Source organism: Caballeronia sp. LZ024 (assembly GCF_031451455.1).
In the GTDB taxonomy this organism is placed as follows: Bacteria; Pseudomonadota; Gammaproteobacteria; order Burkholderiales; family Burkholderiaceae; genus Caballeronia; species Caballeronia telluris.
The window spans coordinates 521,720-540,865 of record NZ_JARUXL010000003.1; the positions used below are offsets into that span (position 1 = coordinate 521,720).

Annotated in this window: 17 protein-coding genes, 1 tRNA gene and 3 pseudogenes; 8 read left to right on the forward strand and 13 right to left on the reverse strand. The window is 61.9% G+C overall.

Annotation, left to right across the window (positions count from 1 at the left end):
• Nucleotides 1-14: 14 nt before the first annotated feature.
• Nucleotides 15-1,427, forward strand: a pseudogene (locus QCE48_RS19865) (ISNCY family transposase).
• 52 nt (nt 1,428-1,479) lie between these two features.
• Nucleotides 1,480-2,278, forward strand: a pseudogene (locus tag QCE48_RS19870) (IS5 family transposase).
• A 710-nt stretch (nt 2,279-2,988) separates the two neighbouring features.
• Here the strand turns inward: QCE48_RS19870 and QCE48_RS19875 are convergent.
• The 6 genes from QCE48_RS19875 to QCE48_RS19900 form a co-directional block, all read right to left on the reverse strand.
• Nucleotides 2,989-5,574 carry an AAA family ATPase gene (locus QCE48_RS19875; RefSeq protein WP_309788444.1) on the reverse strand — a complete coding sequence of 862 codons (2,586 nt, stop codon included), beginning with the start codon at nt 5,572-5,574 and terminating at the stop codon, nt 2,989-2,991.
• Between the two features lie 88 nt (nt 5,575-5,662).
• On the reverse strand, nt 5,663-6,070 hold the full coding sequence (locus QCE48_RS19880; RefSeq protein WP_309788441.1) for a hypothetical protein: 408 nt from the start codon (nt 6,068-6,070) through the stop codon (nt 5,663-5,665).
• Nucleotides 6,067-8,085, reverse strand: coding sequence for a serine protease (locus QCE48_RS19885; RefSeq protein WP_309788439.1), 2,019 nt, complete (start codon nt 8,083-8,085; stop codon nt 6,067-6,069). The genes QCE48_RS19880 and QCE48_RS19885 overlap by 4 nt, the downstream gene beginning before the upstream one ends.
• Entirely contained in the window at nt 8,082-8,609 is a 528-nt protein-coding gene (locus QCE48_RS19890) for a trypsin-like peptidase domain-containing protein (protein WP_309788438.1), read from the reverse strand. The genes QCE48_RS19885 and QCE48_RS19890 overlap by 4 nt, the downstream gene beginning before the upstream one ends.
• The gene (locus tag QCE48_RS19895) at nt 8,573-9,346 is read right to left on the reverse strand and encodes a hypothetical protein (RefSeq protein WP_309788436.1); all 774 of its coding nucleotides are present in this window, start codon (nt 9,344-9,346) and stop codon (nt 8,573-8,575) included. The genes QCE48_RS19890 and QCE48_RS19895 overlap by 37 nt, the downstream gene beginning before the upstream one ends.
• A 54-nt stretch (nt 9,347-9,400) precedes the next feature.
• Entirely contained in the window at nt 9,401-10,378 is a 978-nt protein-coding gene (locus tag QCE48_RS19900) for a S8 family serine peptidase (protein WP_309788435.1), read from the reverse strand.
• A 508-nt stretch (nt 10,379-10,886) separates the two neighbouring features.
• Between QCE48_RS19900 and QCE48_RS19905 the strand changes: the two genes are divergently transcribed.
• The 3 genes from QCE48_RS19905 to QCE48_RS19915 all read left to right on the forward strand — a co-directional run bounded on the left by QCE48_RS19905 (nt 10,887) and on the right by QCE48_RS19915 (nt 12,997).
• Complete coding sequence (locus QCE48_RS19905; RefSeq protein ID WP_309788434.1) at nt 10,887-11,906, forward strand: C1 family peptidase; 1,020 nt, start codon at nt 10,887-10,889, stop codon at nt 11,904-11,906.
• A 6-nt stretch (nt 11,907-11,912) separates the two neighbouring features.
• Nucleotides 11,913-12,176 (forward strand): hypothetical protein, encoded by a 264-nt coding sequence (locus tag QCE48_RS19910; protein WP_309788433.1) that lies wholly within the window; start codon nt 11,913-11,915, stop codon nt 12,174-12,176.
• Between the two features lie 416 nt (nt 12,177-12,592).
• Nucleotides 12,593-12,997, forward strand: a complete 405-nt coding sequence (locus QCE48_RS19915) for an ATP-binding protein (protein WP_309788432.1) — start codon at nt 12,593-12,595, stop codon at nt 12,995-12,997.
• A 55-nt stretch (nt 12,998-13,052) separates the two neighbouring features.
• Here the strand turns inward: QCE48_RS19915 and QCE48_RS19920 are convergent, their stop codons facing one another.
• Entirely contained in the window at nt 13,053-13,496 is a 444-nt protein-coding gene (locus QCE48_RS19920; protein WP_309788431.1) for a DNA cytosine methyltransferase, read from the reverse strand.
• A gap of 70 nt (nt 13,497-13,566) precedes the next feature.
• On the opposite strand from QCE48_RS19920, the gene QCE48_RS19925 reads away from it, so the two are divergent.
• Together QCE48_RS19925 and QCE48_RS19930 are read left to right on the forward strand one after the other, a co-directional pair.
• Nucleotides 13,567-13,929 carry a hypothetical protein gene (locus tag QCE48_RS19925; RefSeq protein WP_309788430.1) on the forward strand — a complete coding sequence of 121 codons (363 nt, stop codon included), beginning with the start codon at nt 13,567-13,569 and terminating at the stop codon, nt 13,927-13,929.
• 93 nt (nt 13,930-14,022) lie between these two features.
• On the forward strand, nt 14,023-14,346 hold the full coding sequence (locus QCE48_RS19930; RefSeq protein WP_309788429.1) for a site-specific integrase: 324 nt from the start codon (nt 14,023-14,025) through the stop codon (nt 14,344-14,346).
• 530 nt (nt 14,347-14,876) lie between these two features.
• Here QCE48_RS19930 and QCE48_RS19935 read toward each other — a convergent pair.
• Nucleotides 14,877-15,365: a phage integrase family protein gene (locus tag QCE48_RS19935; RefSeq protein ID WP_309794287.1), complete on the reverse strand. Its 489-nt coding sequence runs from the start codon at nt 15,363-15,365 to the stop codon at nt 14,877-14,879.
• Here QCE48_RS19935 and QCE48_RS19940 point away from each other — a divergent pair.
• A pseudogene (locus QCE48_RS19940) lies at nt 15,259-16,213 on the forward strand (argininosuccinate lyase); the annotation flags it as partial. The gene QCE48_RS19935 and the pseudogene QCE48_RS19940 sit on opposite strands and share 107 nt — an antisense overlap.
• Before the next feature lie 70 nt (nt 16,214-16,283).
• On the opposite strand, the gene QCE48_RS19945 reads toward QCE48_RS19940, so the two are convergent.
• The 5 genes from QCE48_RS19945 to QCE48_RS31960 all read right to left on the reverse strand — a co-directional run bounded on the left by QCE48_RS19945 (nt 16,284) and on the right by QCE48_RS31960 (nt 18,860).
• Nucleotides 16,284-17,501 carry a GGDEF domain-containing protein gene (locus QCE48_RS19945; protein ID WP_309788427.1) on the reverse strand — a complete coding sequence of 406 codons (1,218 nt, stop codon included), beginning with the start codon at nt 17,499-17,501 and terminating at the stop codon, nt 16,284-16,286.
• Between the two features lie 104 nt (nt 17,502-17,605).
• Complete coding sequence (locus QCE48_RS19950) at nt 17,606-17,746, reverse strand: DUF3072 domain-containing protein (protein WP_309788426.1); 141 nt, start codon at nt 17,744-17,746, stop codon at nt 17,606-17,608.
• A 179-nt stretch (nt 17,747-17,925) separates the two neighbouring features.
• Nucleotides 17,926-17,998 (reverse strand) — tRNA-Lys (locus QCE48_RS19955).
• A gap of 189 nt (nt 17,999-18,187) precedes the next feature.
• Nucleotides 18,188-18,595 (reverse strand): Hsp20/alpha crystallin family protein, encoded by a 408-nt coding sequence (locus QCE48_RS19960; RefSeq protein ID WP_309788425.1) that lies wholly within the window; start codon nt 18,593-18,595, stop codon nt 18,188-18,190.
• Between the two features lie 28 nt (nt 18,596-18,623).
• Complete coding sequence (locus QCE48_RS31960; protein WP_404983506.1) at nt 18,624-18,860, reverse strand: Hsp20/alpha crystallin family protein; 237 nt, start codon at nt 18,858-18,860, stop codon at nt 18,624-18,626.
• Nucleotides 18,861-19,146 lie beyond the last annotated feature (286 nt).

The window sequence follows — 19,146 nt, forward strand, 5'->3', positions numbered from 1 at the left end:
TGGCGGAGCCGCCGATGAAGCCAGCGACACTTGTGACACTGAATATGCGCGAACTCGACCGTCTGAAGGTAATCCAGGCCGTGTTGGACAAGGGACTCAGCCCGTTCGCGCCACGGAGCGCCTCGGCGTGACGGTGCGCCCGATCGAGCGGCTGGCGGCACGATATCGCGATCGGGCGCGTCGGGGCTGGCCTCACGCAAACGCGACACGCCGGGCAACCGGAAGCTCGACGAAGGCCTGGCCTGCGTGCGCTGACCATCATTCGCGAGCGCTATGCGGATTCTGGTCCGACGCTGGCGTGCGAAAACTGCGTGAATGCCATGGCCTCGTGCTGTCGAAGAAAACCGTGCGGCACCTAATGACGCATGCCGACCTGCGGGTGCCACGCAAGCAGCGTCCTCCGAAGGTCTACCAACCGCGTGTCCGACGGGCTGTTTCGGTCAGTTGGTACAAATCGACGGCAGTGATCACCACTGGCTTGAAGACCGAGGGCTCGCGTGCACACTGCTGGTGTTTGTCGACGACGCGACAAGTCGGCTATTGCGCTTGCACTTGCGCCGACCGAATCGACATTCAGCTATTTCGAGGCCACGCGCGCTTATCTCGAGCGCCACGGCAAGCCCGTCGCATTCTATAGCGACCGCGCGAGCGTGTTCTACGTTCACAAGCGCGAGGAAACGGGAGGCAAAGGCGTCACGCAGTTCGGCCGCGCGATGTATGAACTGAACATCGACACGTTCTGCGCCAACACCAGCGCCGCCAAAGGACGCGTTGAACGGGCTCATCTTACGCTACAGGATCGCCTGGTGAAGGAGCTGCGGCTGCATGATATCAGCACCATTGCAACTGCAAACGCGTTTGCCTGCGTTTTCATGGCGGCCTATAACGCACGCTTCGCAAAGCCGCCAAGAAGCGCGTACGACGCCCACCGGCCGCTGCGCGATGACGAGAATCTCGACGCAGTTTTGACTTGGCGGGTACAACGTAAGGTGTCGGATGCGCTGACGTTGCTGAACGATCGCGTACTCTGGCTGCTCGATGACACGGCAGCGAACCGCAGGCTGATCGGCCGCCACATCGACGTGTGGGAATACCCGAATGGGCGGCTCGGAATCCGCGCTGACGGCAGTGTGCTGCATGCTGTGCCGTATGACAAGCTCGCAGACATCGACCTAGGCGCGATAATCGAGAACAAGCGTCTTGGTCATGCGTTGCAGGTCGCGCGAGCGTTACGAGCGCAGCGCGATAGCCGTCGGATCTCAGGCTCGCCGTCTCGCACAAACCGAGGTGCTGCGGTGCGCACTTACAAGCCCTTGCCCGGCACGAAGAAGTCGCGCGCATTCACCCGAGCCGATCTGGACCAAGCAATCGTGCAGGTCGCGCAGCAGTCTAAGAACCTATTGCGAAGTTACGTTTTGGGTCTGTAAACTTTTCCGACTTGGTGTTGACTTCCTATATTGTTTTGCCTCGCGGGAAGCTATGCCTAAAGAACTCATCGACGACGAATTGTGGTCAGTCATCGAACCGCTTATGCCCAGGCAAGCACCGCGCAATTGCCAGTATGCGGGCCGCGAACCGACGCCGGACCGAGAAGTGCTGACTGGCATCGTGTTCGACTGCGCTCGGGCATTGCGTGAAACCTGCTGCCGCAGGAAATGGGTTGTGGCTCAGGCACAGCCTGCCGGCGACGGCTTGTCGTATGGCAGAAGGCCGGAGTCTGGCAACGCATCCACGAAACGCTGCTGGCCGAACTGCGCCACCGCGGCGAAATCGATTTAACGCGTGCCATCGTCGACAGTTCGTCAGTTCGCGCCATGCTGGCGGGAAAAAACCGGCCCGAATCCCACAGACCGGCGCAAGCTCGGCAGCAAGCACCACCTCATCGTCGACGCGCAAGATATCCCGCTCGCGGTCATCCTGACCGGCGCAAGCCGCCACGACATTACGCACCTCGATGCCCTGGTTCAGGCCATTCCACCTAGCCGGGGAAACGGGGAGGTCCCCTGCACAAACCGCAAATCGTTCAGGGTGACCGGGGCTACAGCTCCGAGCCACATCGGCAGCGCTTGCGCGAACGTGGCTCACGCCGTTCCTCGCAAAAATCGGCTCGCTGCATGGCAGCAGACTCGGCAAAACGAGTTGGCAAGTCGAGCGCTCGATTGCCTGGCTCCACTCGTTTCGACGCCTGAAGATTCGCTATGAACGCTACGCTCATATCCACGAAGCTTTCCTCTCATTAGCTTGCGCCTTGATTTGCTGGACGCGTCTCAAGCCTTGATTTAACTAATTTCGCAACAGCTTCTAAGACGCCTTCAAAACCGGCCCAACAGTCTGCTCGCACTCGCTGAACGGTCTGAGACGCCCCGGCCCGATCAAGGGCGTCCTTCAAGACTACGTGGATTCAAACCGTTGAAAACAGAGGCAATCACACATCGCAACACGACATCTGTATTTAGCCGGCGGTACGCCATTTCAATTTTGCTTTGCCATTAGGCGTGCGTTGCAGGTTCTCTGAAATGGTTTTGGGCCGTACCCCTGCGGCAGTCTATGCATCGGATGGGTGCCGTGTTTGCAAAGATCGATTGCCCTTATGAGGTCGGTGCGCATCAAGGCTGACCGACGATTTGCTAGGGGCCCGCTGTGCGGCACCGTGCGCGTCGGTCTCCTCCGTACTGAGGCTGCAGGAAACTGCCTGAAGCAATCCGCCGCAACTCCCCTCATCATGCTTTGCAGCGAAGCATTCGGGCCTCTCAAGCTTGGAGGCGCCAAGCCCGCGGAAAGTGAGAAGGAGTCTATAACAACATAATTACGGCGCGGGCCATCAAACTCCGAATCTCGAGAATGCGTCCACCGGCAACACGAACGCGTAGCCGAACGTAAAAGACTAGGCCAATGTCCGTTCATCGACGTGACTCATACGTTCACGGAGACATGCGAGGAAGCCACACGCGCCGCATGATCCGCCTGCCCGAATAACGCCATGCACGTTCAATCTACCGCTCGCCCGGCAATCTCACGCACCCTTGCCTGCCACATTCTCAAGCAGGACGAAACCATCTCGAGTCGCTGATGCTTCGGCTTGAGACGGCACGCGACGTCGGCCATGTCAGACAAAACCTTCGCACGGTCGGCATGCTGGCACAGAGCAAATAGCCACGTATGCGGGTCCGACGAAACGATCTTCGCGAAGTTATCTCGCGAAAACTCACTAGGCTGCAACGAGAAGAGAGGTTGGATGGCGAAACCTAGTTCGCGCAGGTCATCGTATGACGCGAAGGCCTCGCTCAACACCTGCCGAAGTGGCCGATGGAATTCGGGCCACAAGCCGACCACGTCGAGCGGATCGACCTCTCTGCCGAGGAAGCGCTCACCGTCTTCCGCGGGCAGGGGCGACATTTTTTGCAGTTGGTGAAACCAGGCCTGGAAGTTAGCCCACGGCCGACCGTTCAAGTGGTCGAATTCCATTTCTCGCCCTTGCGCGCTCAGCAACTCGGAATTTGCATCCGGGAATCGCCCATCGAGCGTTGTTCGGCTCTGGAATCGGATGAGACCGGCGATCGGCAAGGGAATGAGAATCGGATCGTTGAACAGCCACATATGCATCGCTGCGACGCGCACCATCTGGTCCGTCGGCCGCCCGACCATCCGGAAATCGGGGCTCAGGAATGCACGGTTCTCGAAGGCCTCCGCCATCGCGATGGTGTCCGCGATCAGCAAACCGGCGCCGTAAGGCTTGCATCTCGCCGTCGTCGACTCGAACAGCGCCGGCAATGCCGGCTCGAGCGGAACTCGCCGTTGAAACAGGCGCAACCGTGTCAGATATTGCAGGCGAAGCAGCGCGGGACGCCAGCGCCGCCGGCCCGGCTGGTCGGACTCGTCATCGGGTCTCGGGCCAAACAGATCATCGCGTATTTCATCGCAGATACCGCTGGCGGACACCGGAAGTTCATTCCATCGGGCGCTGTCGCACGCGGCTTGCAAAGCGAACGCGGGCGGCACGCCCTCATTGCGCGTCGGCCGGTTCCGGTACCACGTGAGCGCGACGAGGGGGTCCGACTTGTCCATCGTCTGCTGCCCTCTGCCCGACTTCCCGCCGACTCCTTCGAGCAGATCGCGCCAGCTTTCGGGCGACAGGCTGCCGATTGCGTCTTCCGTGGCGATCGAATCGGCGCCGCGGGACAACAGCCCGCGTACCACATTGGGCAAGTCATTTGCGAACGGCAAAAGAAAGCCGCCGACACGCAGAACCTGCTCGGCAACCGTCGCCACGTCAATGTTTTTCACCGCCGCGGTGACACGGTGATACAGGGCCATCGCCTGGTCCCAGTCGCCGCCCTGGCTCTCGTGGTACTTGCCTGCCCGGTCCCGGTTGCGCGCCGCGAGTTCGGAAGCCGTGCTGTCGCTCTCGATCAGTTGGAGCATCAGTTCGCGCAGATCCGGACGCAGACGGATGATCCCCGCCCGTGGCGATTCCACGAGCCAGTGCACGCACTGGAGCGCCTCGAAAATGTCGTTCGCGTGATCGTACCGGGCGTCCGTATCCGGGTGATAGTCCGGCTCGATCACCGGAATGAGGACATGGTGGATCAGGTGTGAAGTCAGTTCCGGCAGAACCAGCGAAGGATGCGCGTAGAGTCGCGCGAGCGGATCGCTTACGTGCCTGAGAATGCGGTCATAGAGATAGCCGGCTACGAGTTCCGCCGGGATACGCCCCGACTTCAACGATCCGATGAAATCCGCCTGCTCCTTCGGCGGCCGGTTAGCGAACGCCTCGGCGGCGAGATGGACAATCAGGGGTGTCCGGTGCGGCAGCGCGTCGCTAAGTCCCACGGCGACCTCGTCGCCGCATCCGAGCCGGCGCAGCAAGCTGCGCGCCCCGCGCCGGGACAGGTCGTTGACGCCCAGGTGGCGACATCGCATGTCGCTGTCCAGAGTCTCGAGATAAACCGATTTCGAGCGGCTGGCGATGATCCACGAGCATTTCGTTTGGCTGAGCACGCCCTGCACGTTCCTGATCCAGCCGATCAGACTCTTGACGGCGGTTTCGCCGCCGCTCTCGACGCGCTCGAAGGTATCGGTGATGATCACCAGATGACTCATGCGTTCGTGGGCGATTTCCAGGACCCTGAGAAGCGACGAACGCGAGCTGGCGCGATCCGTCTCACTCGGGTGCGACGCGAGCATCGCACTCTCGCCGCCCTTCGCTCCGCGCAGGCTGCGCAGCCTGTCCCGCGCGGTTTCGGCGGATGTGCGCTGCATCCACTCAGCCGAGAGCCTGCATAGTTCCGCGAGCGGCGGAAGACTGCGCCCGATCTGCACGACCAGTTCTCGGTCCAGGACCGCCGTGGTCTGAGCGTCGAAGTCCGCGCGGTCGAAATCGATATGCACGCAAACCACGCCTTCCATTTTCGCCAGATCCAACCGCACGTGCGGAAGCAGCGTCGATTTTCCGGCGCCGCCTTTGCCACTGACACCGAGTGCGTCGAGCTTGCCGTCGCCCGCGTTGTCCCGGTCGATGAACTGCTTTACGCGCCGCACGTGGCTCGATCTGTCGTAGAAGCCGAATTCCTCCATGCGTCTGAGATCATCTCGGCGCGTTGCCGCGTCGAGTGTCGCTTCGAGCGTGGAACCGGCATCTGCGCTGGTCGCCGCGGCGGCGGGCTCAGCTCCGCCGAGCCAACTGCTGGCCGATGAAGTCCTTGATCTCGCGCGCACTCGCGGACGCGGACTCCATTCCTATCGCGCCGAGCGCGCGGCCAATCGCGAGCGTGACCGGATCGCCCCGTGCGTCATGCTCGAGCGCCTCCTGCACGGCTTCACCGGCATCGCCGTGTTCCCAGTCCGACAACACTTTCCGTCTCGGCGCGTCGAGCATGCGCCACATTCCATCCCGCGGGCCGCGCCCCACTTCGCAGTCAGCATACAATCGGCCGACGACGTCGAGCGCTCGCTCGGTCGGAAGATCGGCAGCCAGCAGATCGTGCGGCTTGAACCAGCCGCGCAATGCCATCGCGCGGCGCAAGCGGACCAGCAGCCCGTTGTCCTCGAAATCAGCCGATTCAAAGCTCATGTCTCTTTGCTCCGTGCCAATTCGTGGACGACCTGAAACACGATGCGCGCGGCGTCGATCCGGGCGAATTCAACGAAGCGCACGCCGAGCCGGTTGGCCTCAACCCAAAGCTCCTGTGCCCGCTCGGCAGCGGCTCTGGGATCCAAGCCGTGAAGCGCACTTAGTGCCTGCACGTGCGGCAGGAGATGGCGGAACATGAGCGTTTTCGGCTCGCTTAGCTCGACCACTTCCTGCAAAAGCATTTCGTTGCAGAACGCTTCTGGCGGGTCACAGATGAGCAACCTCAGTTGGCTGCGTTGCGAGCACAGGATGGCAAACTGCACCCAGAACGGCTGTACTTCTCGCCAGTAAGCGCCGTCGCCGAACTCGACGGCGATGGTGAACTGCCTGATGCTCTCGCCAGCCGCCATTTCGTCGAAATGGTCGAGGATGGGCTCAACGTATACGCTGCGGACAATGCCGTCCGACGGACGCCTCCGCTCATCGAAAGGCAATTCCGGAGCAACCTGCTGTGCCATCTCCTTAAGCGGAAGCTGAGTTGCGACCGATGAAGGAATGACGCAAAGCTGCTCCGGCGCACATCGCGCGCGCGCGACCTGGAGCGCAAACGACTTGCCCGTGCCGTGGCCGCCCACCACCGCCATCACTCGCAACTGCGCGCTGATATTTTCGTCGAGCGTCGAGGTCAGGCTGGCCGCATCGGCGGCCAGCCACCGGTCGAGATCCGGCGCGGGGAAGACGGGATAGTAGAAATTGTCGGGGAAGATCACCCCGGCGCCCGCGTCCGTCATGCCGGCGACGGACAGCATGTCCGTCCATTCTGCGGTTACGCCCTTGATGGCGGCGAGTCGCGCGCCATAGCGCACCCAGTCACCGCGGATCGAGAATGTGTCGAAGTGAGTGCTGACCCGCGGTTTTTCGCCGAACGGTTCATCCGGCGACGCCTCGATGTGCGCGAGGATGGAGTGGATCATTGTCGCGCGGTTGTGCTTCGTATGGCCCTGCCCGTCCATGATCTTGCCTTCGTGCAGGCCGAGCGGCGTCGCGCGCTTGTCGATGAGCGGTGAACCAGACATGCCCGCGACCGTCGTCAGCGAGTGCAGCAGCCGCGCAGCCTTAAGATTGATGCCCGTGAGATTCGCGACGGAAAATTTACAGTCGCTTCCACCTGGATGGCCGATGATGAAATACCGTCGTCCGTGATCGAGCTTGCCTTCCTCCATAGCGTCGGGTAAGTGCCGGTCCTTGCGAATGTCGATCGGGGCAATATGCTCTGGCACCGCATCCGCGATGCGGATCAGGACGTAGTCGAGACGTTCGGCCGAGCGCGGCGATAGGTTGTGACCGTTGGGATCAGAGATGCAGGCAGGACTCCACGAAACCCGCCAGTGCTTCGCGGGCCGCACTTGGTAAGGCCAGGTTCCACTCACGCTCTCCAATTCATTGTGAAACACGAAGTGCAGATCCGCGAAGCCGTCCAAGGGACCGTTCTTGTCCATCAGGCGGTGGTCCAGCAGCACATGCGCAGCTGTCAGAATGAGGTTTCGTGCGGCCAGAAAACCCGTACCAATTGATTCAACGCCCTTTTTCACAAGACACACGGCTCGCGCGACGCGCACGATACGCACCAGATGCAGTACGTCTTCCAGGCTCGCGCCTTCGCTCAACACGCCCTCGGCGATGCTCCGGGCAGCCCCGCTCGACAGTCCGAGCCGCCGCGACGGTTCGAGACTACCCGGCGCCAGCGCGAGGGCATTCGCGAGTTCGATCTGCAGTTGTTCCTGTATCGTCAACTGGATCGCAAGCATCAGGGCGGCGCCGTCATCACCGTAGCTCGCGCGTATCGCCTCGAACGGTGGTGGCGCATTCTTTCCGGCATCCTTAAGACGCCGGACCACGTGCTCGTCGAATGTCCCGGCAAACGTCGAAAGGTCTTTGATCGCGACGCTGTATATGGTGGCCGTTTGCAAAACAGGTGCGAGCTTGGCGAAATCGGTCTGACTGGCGTCGTTCATGCTTCGTCCACTTCGTTCCCGCGCGGCCCCGCCCTGCCTTCGCACAAAATGCCGAGCGCGCGCAGCAGCGTGCGGGCGAGCGGTGATGAGAAGCCGTGTGCGCAGTTCGTGTCGAGGCTGTTCCCTGCAAAGTGCAGGCCGAACGCTCCGCCGCCGTCGTGCCACGCGAACACGCCGGAGCCTGAGTTCCCGCCGAGCGTCGTCGCGTCGTGGCCGAACACCCAGCCGATCTCATCTCCCCCAATCGTGCCCGATGAACGATGCACCACGCCCGGCGCCACACGCTTGAATCCATAAGCCTGACCAAAGAGATGCTGGTCGACCCATTCCCAATCCACGCCGTCGACGATGCCAGTGCGCTCGTACGGCGGCCCCGGAAACCCCACGATGCACACCGACTGCAGCGTGGCGACTTTCTCGAAGTCCGAATTGCCCGCAACCTCCACCGGCATAATCTTTTCTGGGTCGACCTTCATGATGGCGATATCTATGTACGAGAACGCATCGCCTTCCGTGGCCGGCATGATGATCTCCCGTACCCGCCGGCGCTGGCTGCGATCAATATCGAACCTTCCCTCGAACTCGATCTCCAGCCACCCAGCACGACATAGCGGGAAATACCGTCTCTCCATTGAGGCTGCTCGTCGACCGTAATCTCTTCCGACGTCAAGGCTGCGATTGCGACATGCCGATTGGTGACGACATCGCCCGCACCGCTGCACAAATACCCCGATCCGAAGTAATGCTCGGACGATCCTCCGACCGGTTGTATGCGCCCCGTCGCCTTCGACGCGGCCTCCAGGCGCGAAGACGCGGATATCAACCGCTCCTCCCAGGCCAGCGCACACGGATGTTTGAGGTCAGGCAGATTATTGCGCAGCAGTAGCACGCTCGGCCGAGAGCCGTCTGCGCGAACTACGGCTTCGAGTGCGCTCAGTTCACTACGGGTCACCGTCGGCTGCGTCCCCTTCAGCTTGTCGATGGCGCTTTCGATCAGGACATGCACCACGCTTCTCGCATCGCGATGCTCTCGGGCATCCTCGATGGGACGGTCGCGATAGGGCTCCATCTTGTTGAGCGCGGTGTCGAAGTCGTGAAGCACGTCGTCCGGGGAAGGCAACGGCGAATCGAAAAGCAGCGCGGCTGTTTCTACTGCCTTGCCCTGCGCGGCGCATCGACGCCTTGCGCCAATCAGCTTTAGCAGGCGCTTCGCGCCGCCGACGTCCGTCATCGTGCCTGCTGGTTTCGGTGCATCGCTCATGACCAGGGACCTTCGGGCAAAGAGGCGGCGCATTGCGATCGCCCGCGCGGCTGATCACTTCGGGGCCGTGACGAGCCCGCTACCCACATTGGATGTGTCGAAGCCTTCCTCGAAGTTATCCGTCGATGCCTGCGCGGTCAGTTGTGCGCGCAACGTTTCCACAGAGAACTTCTTCTGGCTGATCGGCTTCTGCGCCCATAGCGCCGCGACGCCCGCCACGTGAAGCGTCGCCATGCTGGTACCGCTCATCGCCACTAGCTCGCTGCCCCGCGCCGCCGACACGATCTCCACGCCGGGTACGCAGAGCACCGGTCCTGAATTCGAAAACGACGCGATCTTCAGCTTGTCGTCGACCTGCCCCAGCGCTCCGCCCGAAAGAAAGCCATCGGAGACGGCGGGCGGTGACGCGGCAATCTCGTACGGCGGTGTATGATCCCGATCACTTTCGTGTCCCGCGGCCGCGACGAACAACGCCGCCTGCGGTTTCATGCTGTAAAGCAATGCGAGCCGCTCGAACAACAGAACGTTCTGACGATAGGCTTCGTGCGCGCGCGAGGTCGCGGCCACGTGCGGCAAACCCTGCTTGACGAACCGGGCGTGATAGCCGAGAAGGTCGATGCCGAGCGACACCGAGATGATTTGCGCGCCAATTTCGACCTCCCACTGCACGGCGCTCACGATCTTTTCGCTGGAGCCACCTCCCGCTCCCAGCGCCTTGCCGATGAGCGCTCCCTTGACGCCGCGTGCGATGCCGATCCGCATGCCGTCGAGGTCCTGTCCGGAGATAGTGCCCGCGCAATGTGTGCCATGGCCGTGCTCATCGCCCGCAGCCTCGGTGGTGAAGTTTCTTTCCTGGATGGACACGCCCTTGAATGCCGGATGCCCGGCGTCGATGCCCGTATCAAGCACTGCGACCACGATGCCCTCTCCGGTGTAAGGCGATTGATCAGCGCCCACCGTCTTGACGCCCCACGCGACCTCGCCTGCACTCTTGGCTGCGCTCAGGCCCGCTGTCGGCTCGATCAGCTTCAACCTCAACCGTTGCGGCGGCCGGTATGGCGCCGGCTGTTTCGTAGGCGATGCCACCCCGGCGTTGCGGCCTGGACGCGCGCGGAATGATATGACCTTCCTTCATGAGCGTCTCCCGGGACGAACAAGCACGCAACTGCGCCAAGGCGCGTCGCATCTCGCGATGTCGAAACAGAAATGAAAGGCGTATCTATGTTTTAGACGATGCTTCGATGCCGATCAAGCACGACGAGATGCATCGTGAAAGCTCGTCGCCGCCAGCGTATACGGCCAGGCGGGGCACAGGCGCGCACAGCCGCCGCCAGCGCGCTTCCCGGCGCTCGCCGCTCCCGTCCATAAAAATAAGAATTCCTTAGTGTGATGAGCCACATTTCTCGCAACATTTCCGGCCGCCCCATCGTCGCGTCGTCTACATTCCAATCGATCCGACCATCATGCCTTCGCGAATCGGCAAGTCGATTCGAACGAAGTTCATTCGCGCACGACTCGCCGATAAAAAGGGAGAACGGCCATGCCAAACATCAAGAAGATCGATCAGCTTTCCGAACTCGCACCGCATGTCGGACAGCTGACGAGCCTGGGGTATGAAGATCTCGATCAGTTGGAAGGCGTTTTTCGTGCGGCGCCGCAGGCACTGGCGGCATATCTCGGCATCACAAGTCAGAGTCTCGCTACGCTTATGTCGCAGGTTGCGCCGCCCGCGCCGAAGCCCGCGGGATTCCAGCCGCCGAGAGTGCTTCCCTTGGGCGCGCGACTTCACGGCATCAAACCGCCGCCCTTCGCGATGATGCGCGCGCCCGGCCTCGCCGCCGCGCTGCCGCCGAAGGTGAGCATGATCGATCAGATGCGGGCGATCCGAAACCAGGGGCAACGGGGAACGTGCGTCGCGCATGCGGCGACCGCCGCCGCTGAGCACTACTTTCTGACTCAGCGCCAGGTATCGGTCGATCTGTCGAGACAGTTCCTCTACTGGGATTGCAAACAGAACGACAACGATCCGACGACTCCGGGCACCTGGATTTCGGTCGCAATGAAATGCCTCGCCGCGGACGGCTGCTGCCCTGAGGAGGTTTGGAAGTACAATCCCGACATTATCGCCGGCAACGAGAGCCAGGATCCGCCCGCTGCGGGAGCAAGAAACCAGGCCGCGGATTTTAGGATTCCGAGCTATCGGCAACTGCCACCCACATCGTTACCCGACATTAAAGCCGAGCTCGCGGCGGGGCGATGTGTCGCGTTCACCATCCCGGTCTACGATTCTTGGTACAACCAGAATGCGGAAGTCCAGAGAACCGGCGCGATCACCAATCCGATCCCCGGCGAGAAAACCAACGAAGGTCATGCGATGTGCTTCGTCGGTTACGAGGACGCGCCTGGCGACACGGCGAGCGGCGGCGGCCATTTCATTCTTCGCAACAGTTGGAACGGATATTGGGCGACGCAGTCGGTGGTCGGCGTGACCGGCTATGGGACCATCCCGTATAGTTACATCAACGCATATTGCGTCGAAGCGTATTCGATCGGCGCCTGAAATGAAATGGCCGCCTCTCTCGATGACATGGCCTTGTCCGATGAAGAACGTGGAAAGCTGAAGGCACTCGGCGTGTCGACACCGTTTGCCTTGCTCTCGATGCGCCGCGCGTCTACCGAAGCGTTCGACGCGCACATCGGTTCCGCGCGCGCGGACACGATCGCCGCGCAAGCCGAAACGCTCCTCACCGACGAGGAGCGCGATCGGCTGAGCAGGCCAGCCCCGCGCCTCGGCAGTCTGGGCGCACGGCTTCCGCGCAAGCCCAAATGAAACGTACTACTCTTTGGAAAACTCGAGAAAGACCTCGGCTAAGTTAACCGTTCAATGTTCGTCTATAACCTCTTCTGGCTAGCGCGAGAACTGCACACAATGCCCCGTCGTCGAGCACGGCAGTCCACTCGACGATAGCCTTCCATCCCAGAACGACGAGAGGGCAGACTCACAATGTATTCGAGGATCTCTTATGCGATTGGCACGCGAACTTGACGTCGGGTGGCTCCGCGTTTGCCCGAGCGTACAGTTGTAATAGGGTTCTGCTAAGCTCGATGCTCAGCACCCCAAGTTATAGGGCCTTCCGTCGAGGCACGTGCTAGTACATCTTGTTCAACACCTGGTGCTCGTTGATGACTGGTCCCACGTGACCTATTGCATGCCGCGTCCTCCGGCGGTCTTGCGAACAGTCCGAGGTGCGTCGACAGCGTCCTCCCGTAGAACTCGATCTGCTCGGTTTCGCGATCGCCGAATTCATCGACAACGCAGTCCAGAGTTATATCGCCAACGAAGCGATTCTCAGGCAAAGCGATGGCCCTCAGTATCAACTCCAAATTCATATTCGGTTTGACGCGACGCTTCCCGGCCTAATCACTATCACTGACAACGCAGCCGGGATTCCGGCCCACGAGTTCGCTCGTGCGTTTAAGCCTGCGCAGGTTCCCTCCGATCGCAATGGGCTGTCTGAATTCGGCATGGGGATGAAAAGCGCAGCGTGTTGGTTTGCCGAGACGTGGAGCGTTCGAACTAAGGCCCTCGGAGAGCCGGGGGAGCGGACCATCCGGTTCGATGTCAAGGACCATCGTCGAGAACAAGATTGAGAGCTTGAGCCCAGAGGTCCGAGCGGAAGATCCCTCCCAACACTACACGGTCGTGTCATTGCGGGTCCTTCATCACGTTCCGCAAGGGCGTACGATCGGCAAGATAAAGGATCATCTGGCGAGCATCTAGCGCGTTTTCATTCGCGATGGCCGACTTGTGCTGAAGTTCAATAATGAAGTGCTTGATTATCAGTCGCCCAGTGTGCTGACTGTTGTCCCGTACGTAGCACCTGGGGTTATGGCCCAAGGTGACGGCGTGGTTCCCGTCCTGTGGAAAAAGGAACCCGGCGGTCAACACATCGTGCTCAGGAACGGACTTTAGATCGACCCTAGTGATATCTCCCGCGGGGCGAGTGCCAAAGTTCGTCTCATATAGATCGCAAAGATGATCTTTCCATTCCGCCGCGAAGACACAGGTGCCACCCAAACGGGAAAGCGCGAGGTGAAACCCGCCCAGGCCCGCGAACAAATCGATAAAACGAAAGGTGTTTTTCTTCATTTTTAGCCAGCAATCAACGCGATTTGGCAAGTTGGCTCGGGCGCACCGGGTGGTCAAGCGCGCGAGGCCGATGAAGATCGAGCGTGCCTTGCCCGCCGAGTTGTGGCGAAAGTTGCGTCACGAACTGGACGCGCGCTCGGCGGCGGACGACGCGAGGCAGTGGCGCGACGCTCGGAGCGGCGTGCAGTGGCGCGCCGCACGTGCAGCGATCTTGCTGATGGGCGACTCGGGGCTGCGGCGTGAAGAGGCCGCGTCCGCGTGCCGAGAAAATCTGCGGCCGTCGAATTACGGGACGCTGAATGTCCCGGTTTGGGAGTTGACTGTGGTCGGCAAGGGGCAGCGCGAGCGGACGGTGCCAGTAAGTGCGTCGACCCTTGGCGCCTTGCGCGCGCACTGGATCGATCGGGCTAAAGATTTCGACGGCGCAACCTAAGAAGACAATCAGAGCGGACCGCTGCTTGCACCGGTCATCGTTCCATGGACCGACGCCTCACGGCGGCGCCATCGAGCCGGGCAAGGCGGTCCTGTGCTTCGTGTGAGCGAGGCGGGCTATACGGCCGACGGGCTGAACCGGCTGATCGGCCGGATGCTGAACGAACTCGTCGAGACGATGGAGGCGTTGAGCCTCGACGAACGGATGCGGCTCGGGCAGGCAAACGCGCACGCGTTCCGGCACACCTTCGGCACGCAGTCGGTTGCCGAGGAGGTACCAGTGGACGTCGTGCAAAAGGTGCTGGGCCACGCGTCGCTGCAGACCACGACCATTTACGTGCAGGCCGAAAAACAGCGCGTCCTTGAGGAGGTGGCTGGGTACTACGCGAGGCTCGCAACAAATTCTACTTCGCGCTGAAGGATGTCAACGACGGCGGCGTCGTGGCGATTGCAACAGTGAGGGCTTGGCCTTGATGAGCTGGTAGAATGCTGTGTTTATGTACAGTGTGCGCCTAGTTGTATCTCCGGCTTGTGTCTCGGATCTTCAACGGCCAAATCGTCATGATCTTGGACAAGGCCCTAGTTCGACCGGATCGTTGACCGCTTTCCACGGGTTGGCGGCCAGATACCGTACATCGACCCACCAGGTGAAAGCCGTACGAAGTGCCCGAACGGCATAGCGCTGAGAACCGGCGGACAGCGATCCCTTCTCATCGGCGCCCGGCGCGGAGTTGCATAAAGCGAAAGGTCGCCACCGCGGCGAGTGCCGCGCGAAGCGCTCACCGACAAAGCGCGGGTCCGGACTTTTCAGGAAATCTTTGTACGCCTCGCAGTCATCGACGCGCAGATCACTGAGCGCCTTGCCCTCGCAGCACCACCGCCCACAACAGAAAACGTTCGAGCTCCTTGGTGTAGGCGCGCAGCGTCTTCGGCTGGTCACGAAGCGATTCAAATACGCGCGCACCGCATCGAGGTCGTATTGGCCTGAATGTAGCAGAACGCGGTCGAGCGATTTTCGCCCTTCGCGCCGGAGAGGGAGTGCGGCACTGCAAGCCGTTCCAGCGGCGCCAGGGTGAGTCGGCCGGGTTGCCTGCCCTCACTGCGCTCCGCTGCAAAATTCGGCACCACCTCGACGAGCTCGTCCGCGACCAACGGCACGCCATCGTGCTCTGTCGAGTCGACATCGATGTCGACCGTCAGTTGCAGCTTCGCCTGCTGCTTACGCAGCCAGCTGACGATCGCCCGCGCCCGACCTCGCCCGATGCGCGGAATCGAGCGCCACCAGCTGGGCCCTCGCCGGTTGCAGAATGCGACCAGGTCACCGAGCGTTGCGTACGCATGCATTGATCTGTGCCCGATGGGAACCACGGTACTGAACGGCACGAGCTGGCCGCTGAACCGCGTTCGCATGGCGCAATATCTTGGCTTCGCCGACATCGTCGACAACGCCTACGACGCGCATCAGATCGCCGCGGTCGATCATCCGGTGGAAGTCGGCTCGATCGTGACGAGCATCGCGCTTCATGCGGGCAGTTTCATCGAGGACGTCATGACGCAATATGCGCAGCCGCGTCCGTGGATTCTGCTTCAGGAAGGCGGCAACAACACCTACGTTTCCAGCGCGATGCCTCAGAAGCGCAATCCGGGCCTGCTGAATTCGACACGCGCGGATGCATCGACTGCCATCACACTCGCGATGGGACCGGTCATTCGCGCGCACAATCTGCCGCCCGGCAGGCCGGACGCGAAGGAAGTCAGGGACAACAAGGAAATGGTGAACAGCGCTGTCACCGTCCTGCGCAAATGGGACGACATTCTCAAGGCTTTGGTGATCGATCAGGGCCGGGCGCTAGAGGAACTGAACAGCGACTGGACCGCATCGCAGGAAGTCGCCGACGTGCTGATGCGCAAATACAAGCTGCCTTTCCGAATGGGCCACCACTTCGCGTCGGAGGTTGTGGAATACGCGAGAGCGAACGATATCAAGCCCAGCGATTTCCCCTACGATCAGGCGCAGCGCATCTACCGAGACGACCAAAGGCTACGGCAACGGCGTGCTGCCGATGAGCGAAGAGGAATTTCGCTCGACGCTGAATCCCGCGGCTATCGTCGATAACCGGCGTACCATCGGCGGGCCTCAACCGGCCGAGATGGAACGCATGCTGACTGCGGCAAGAGCGAAGATCGCGCAGCAGGACACATGGGTGACCGAGAAGCGCAAGAAGATCGATTCATCGTTGGCCGGGCTCGATCGTGAGTTCGACAAGCTGTTGAGCAGTCGGTGATCGTACGGGTGTTGCAACGGGCTTCTCGACATGATGATCGAAGCCGACACGCACCCAGGCGAATGAACGCTCAGAGTGCCGTCAGACGGCGGTCCGGCGCATCGTCGAGATTCGCGCGGGCCGTCGCGGCTCGCGCGATTTCAAGCCGGTTGCCGCCGCGCGATTTTGCGCTGTAGAGCGCGCGATCCGCGGCAGCGAGCACTTTTTCCAGCGTGTCTTCATCGGTGCCGATGCGCGCCATGCCGATACTCACCGTCGCCTCGATCTCCACGCCGCCCGCCGTGCGCGTGACGGTCTGTCCGAAGCGGCGAACGACGGCTTCGGCCAGGTCTTTCGCGCGGGCGCTTTCGTGCCCCGGCAACAGCGCGGCAAACTCTTCGCCGCCGATGCGCGCCAGGATCACATCGCGTCCAAGCACGCTGCGCAGAATCTTCGCGAACGACTTCAGCACGTCATCGCCGGCTTCGTGGCCGAAGCGGTCATTGATCGCCTTGAAGCGGTCGAGGTCGAGCGCGAGACACGACGCCGGCGGAAAGGCGTCGCTTTCGCGGATGGCGCGTGCGCCTTCTTCGAAGAACCATCGGCGGTTGCCGAGACCGGTGAGGTAATCGGTCTGCGATTCGCGTCGCAGATCGGCGTGGGCTTCGTCGCGCGCGAGTCGCAGGAGCGTCATCGGCAGAACGACGGAATAGAGCACGCCTTCGTACATCGTCGCCTGACCGGCGATCGCCAGCAACTGCGGTCCGAACGATGCCGCCAGCCACGGCAGAATCGCGGCCCTGAATGCGTAGAAGAGCGCGTGACCGCCCGTGACGGCCACGGCGATGTTGCGCGACTGCTTCCATTTCGAATCGCGCGTGCCGAGGAGTTCGCGCGCAGTCAGGCCGCACACCACGGCAATGGGAATGGCGCTGATGTACGCCCACATGACCGCTTCGCCGCGCTTGCCCGCGATGGCCCAGGCGAGTGCGAGCACCGACAGGATGCCGAGGGCGAACCGGCCGTAGCGGCGTCCGTTCAGCAGCGCGACGCCTTGCAGATTCAGCAGATATCCGCCGACGATGATGAGATTCGACACCGCGGCGCCCACGACGCCGGGAAGGCCGGGCACGCCGTGCCGCATCGACGCGGCCGCGCAGCCGAGCGCGAGCGCGGCGTAACCGGCCGCGAGCACGCCGAGTTCGCGCCTGCGCCGCGGATACGACCGGCGCTCCCAGAGCGTCAGCGCGCTGCTGGCGAGGAGCGTTCCTATCGCTAACAGGTAAAGGGTGATGAGGTCGACACGCATGCGCTCGTTGAGCCTTCTTCCAGCCGAAGACGATCTGACATGACTCGTTTACGGCGGCAGAATCGGAAAATTTAGGCACGCGTGCCGGATTCGGACGCGTGCCGTCAGCCTGATTTACCGCGCCCCGTCTTTTGCTGAAGTTCGTCGATGCGGCGGGACGCGTCGGCTTTCGTCAGGGTTTCGTCGAAAGGTTCCTTGGCTTCTTCGCAGAGCGTTTTGAGGTAAGACGCCTGCGCGCCGGTCATCGGCTCATCGCCTGTGGTCCAGTCGGCGGGGTCTTTTTCTGCGTTCGAGGCGGGTGCGATTTGGGGTTGTCCTGCGGATCGGCGGATTTCTGGGTCATGCTGGGATCTCCTTGCAATGCCCGATGTGGCGCAAAGAATGTGCCCCGCCCGCGGGAAAGCTCCGACGCGCAATGCCGATATGGGCCGTACTGGATTCGAACCAGTGACCAACGGATTAAAAGTCCGCTGGTCTACCAACTGCGCTAACGGCCCGGCTCGCCCGATATCCGCCCGCCACCACGGCGCTCCTTGAGTGCCTGCCCTGGCCGATGGCCGGCAATCGCGCTGGATGTCCGCGCGAGACTCCTTGATGACGGTGCGCATCCGGGTCTGCGCAGTCGGAGGGTGGCGGCAGACGGCCGCCACCCACTTTCTCCTGTCGTTGCTGCCCGCCCGCCGGCCTCAGTTCGTACGCACTTCGATTCGGCGCGGCCGGGCTTCGTCGCGGCGCGGTATCGTCAGCTTCAGCACGCCGTCCTTCAGGTTAGCATCGATTTTCGATGCGTCGAAGTCAGCCCCCAGCGAAAACGCCCGCGCGAAATGAGGCTGGCGAATCTCCGCGTGCTGCAGGCGCAGTCCTGCCGGCGTGGGCACCACCGCCTCGGCCTCGATGTATAGGTTGCCGTCGTGGACCTTCACATCGAGCCGGTCCTTCGTCACGCCGGGCAGATCCGCCCACAGGGTGACGCCCTGGCTATTCTCGAAGACGTCCACGGGCGGCGCCAGCTTGATCCGGCGTGGCGACTGCTCGTCGCCGCGCCGAGCCACCGTCGTGTCGTCGTTCCTGGCAAGTTTTGTCGTGTCGTTCATGATGTCCTCCTACGTTCTGCGACGCGTTTCATTGAACGGTGATGGCGCGCGGCTTCGACGTCTCCCGCTTGCCGATGCTCACGGTCAGGCAGCCATTGGTGTACTGCGCCGTGACCTTGTCCGGGTCCGCGTGCTGCGGCATTCGATGACGCGCCGGAAAGCGCCGATGAACCGCTCCTGCGCATAGGTACGCGTGTCGTCGCCGTCTTCCGGCTGTGCGCTCCCGCGCTCGCCGCTGATGGTCAGCAGCCCCTTGTCGATCGATACATCGAGGCTGGCCGGGTCGACACCCGGCGCGAACGCGACGATCTCGATCGAGTCGTCGGTCGAACCGATGTTGACCTGCGGGAAGGCGCCTGAGCGCCCGGAACGGATGCTGGAGGGAAAACCGCCGAAGAGGCTCGCCATCTGCTGTTGCAGACGGTCGAACTCGCTGAAAAGGTCGGTCCCGAAGTAGAGACCGCTCATGGTCATTTTCTCCTTGAAACCAGCAGGAAGACGAACCGGCCTACGCGCTCCAGTTCGTCTGCCATGCTGCGGGCAAACAAATC

Coding starts and splice junctions, on each gene's coding strand:
- QCE48_RS19895 (WP_309788436.1), bottom strand. CDS start 9,346: ATGAGCGATGCACCGAAACCAGCAGGCACGATGACGGACGTCGGCGGC.
- QCE48_RS19925 (WP_309788430.1), top strand. CDS start 13,567: ATGAAGATCGAGCGTGCCTTGCCCGCCGAGTTGTGGCGAAAGTTGCGT.
- QCE48_RS19960 (WP_309788425.1), bottom strand. CDS start 18,595: ATGAACGACACGACAAAACTTGCCAGGAACGACGACACGACGGTGGCT.
- QCE48_RS19880 (WP_309788441.1), bottom strand. CDS start 6,070: ATGAGCTTTGAATCGGCTGATTTCGAGGACAACGGGCTGCTGGTCCGC.
- QCE48_RS19905 (WP_309788434.1), top strand. CDS start 10,887: ATGCCAAACATCAAGAAGATCGATCAGCTTTCCGAACTCGCACCGCAT.
- QCE48_RS19935 (WP_309794287.1), bottom strand. CDS start 15,365: ATGTCGGCGAAGCCAAGATATTGCGCCATGCGAACGCGGTTCAGCGGC.
- QCE48_RS19885 (WP_309788439.1), bottom strand. CDS start 8,085: ATGAACGACGCCAGTCAGACCGATTTCGCCAAGCTCGCACCTGTTTTG.
- QCE48_RS19875 (WP_309788444.1), bottom strand. CDS start 5,574: ATGGAGGAATTCGGCTTCTACGACAGATCGAGCCACGTGCGGCGCGTA.
- QCE48_RS19890 (WP_309788438.1), bottom strand. CDS start 8,609: ATGCCGGCCACGGAAGGCGATGCGTTCTCGTACATAGATATCGCCATC.
- QCE48_RS19920 (WP_309788431.1), bottom strand. CDS start 13,496: ATGAAGAAAAACACCTTTCGTTTTATCGATTTGTTCGCGGGCCTGGGC.
- QCE48_RS19945 (WP_309788427.1), bottom strand. CDS start 17,501: ATGCGTGTCGACCTCATCACCCTTTACCTGTTAGCGATAGGAACGCTC.
- QCE48_RS19950 (WP_309788426.1), bottom strand. CDS start 17,746: ATGACCGGCGCGCAGGCGTCTTACCTCAAAACGCTCTGCGAAGAAGCC.
- QCE48_RS19910 (WP_309788433.1), top strand. CDS start 11,913: ATGGCCGCCTCTCTCGATGACATGGCCTTGTCCGATGAAGAACGTGGA.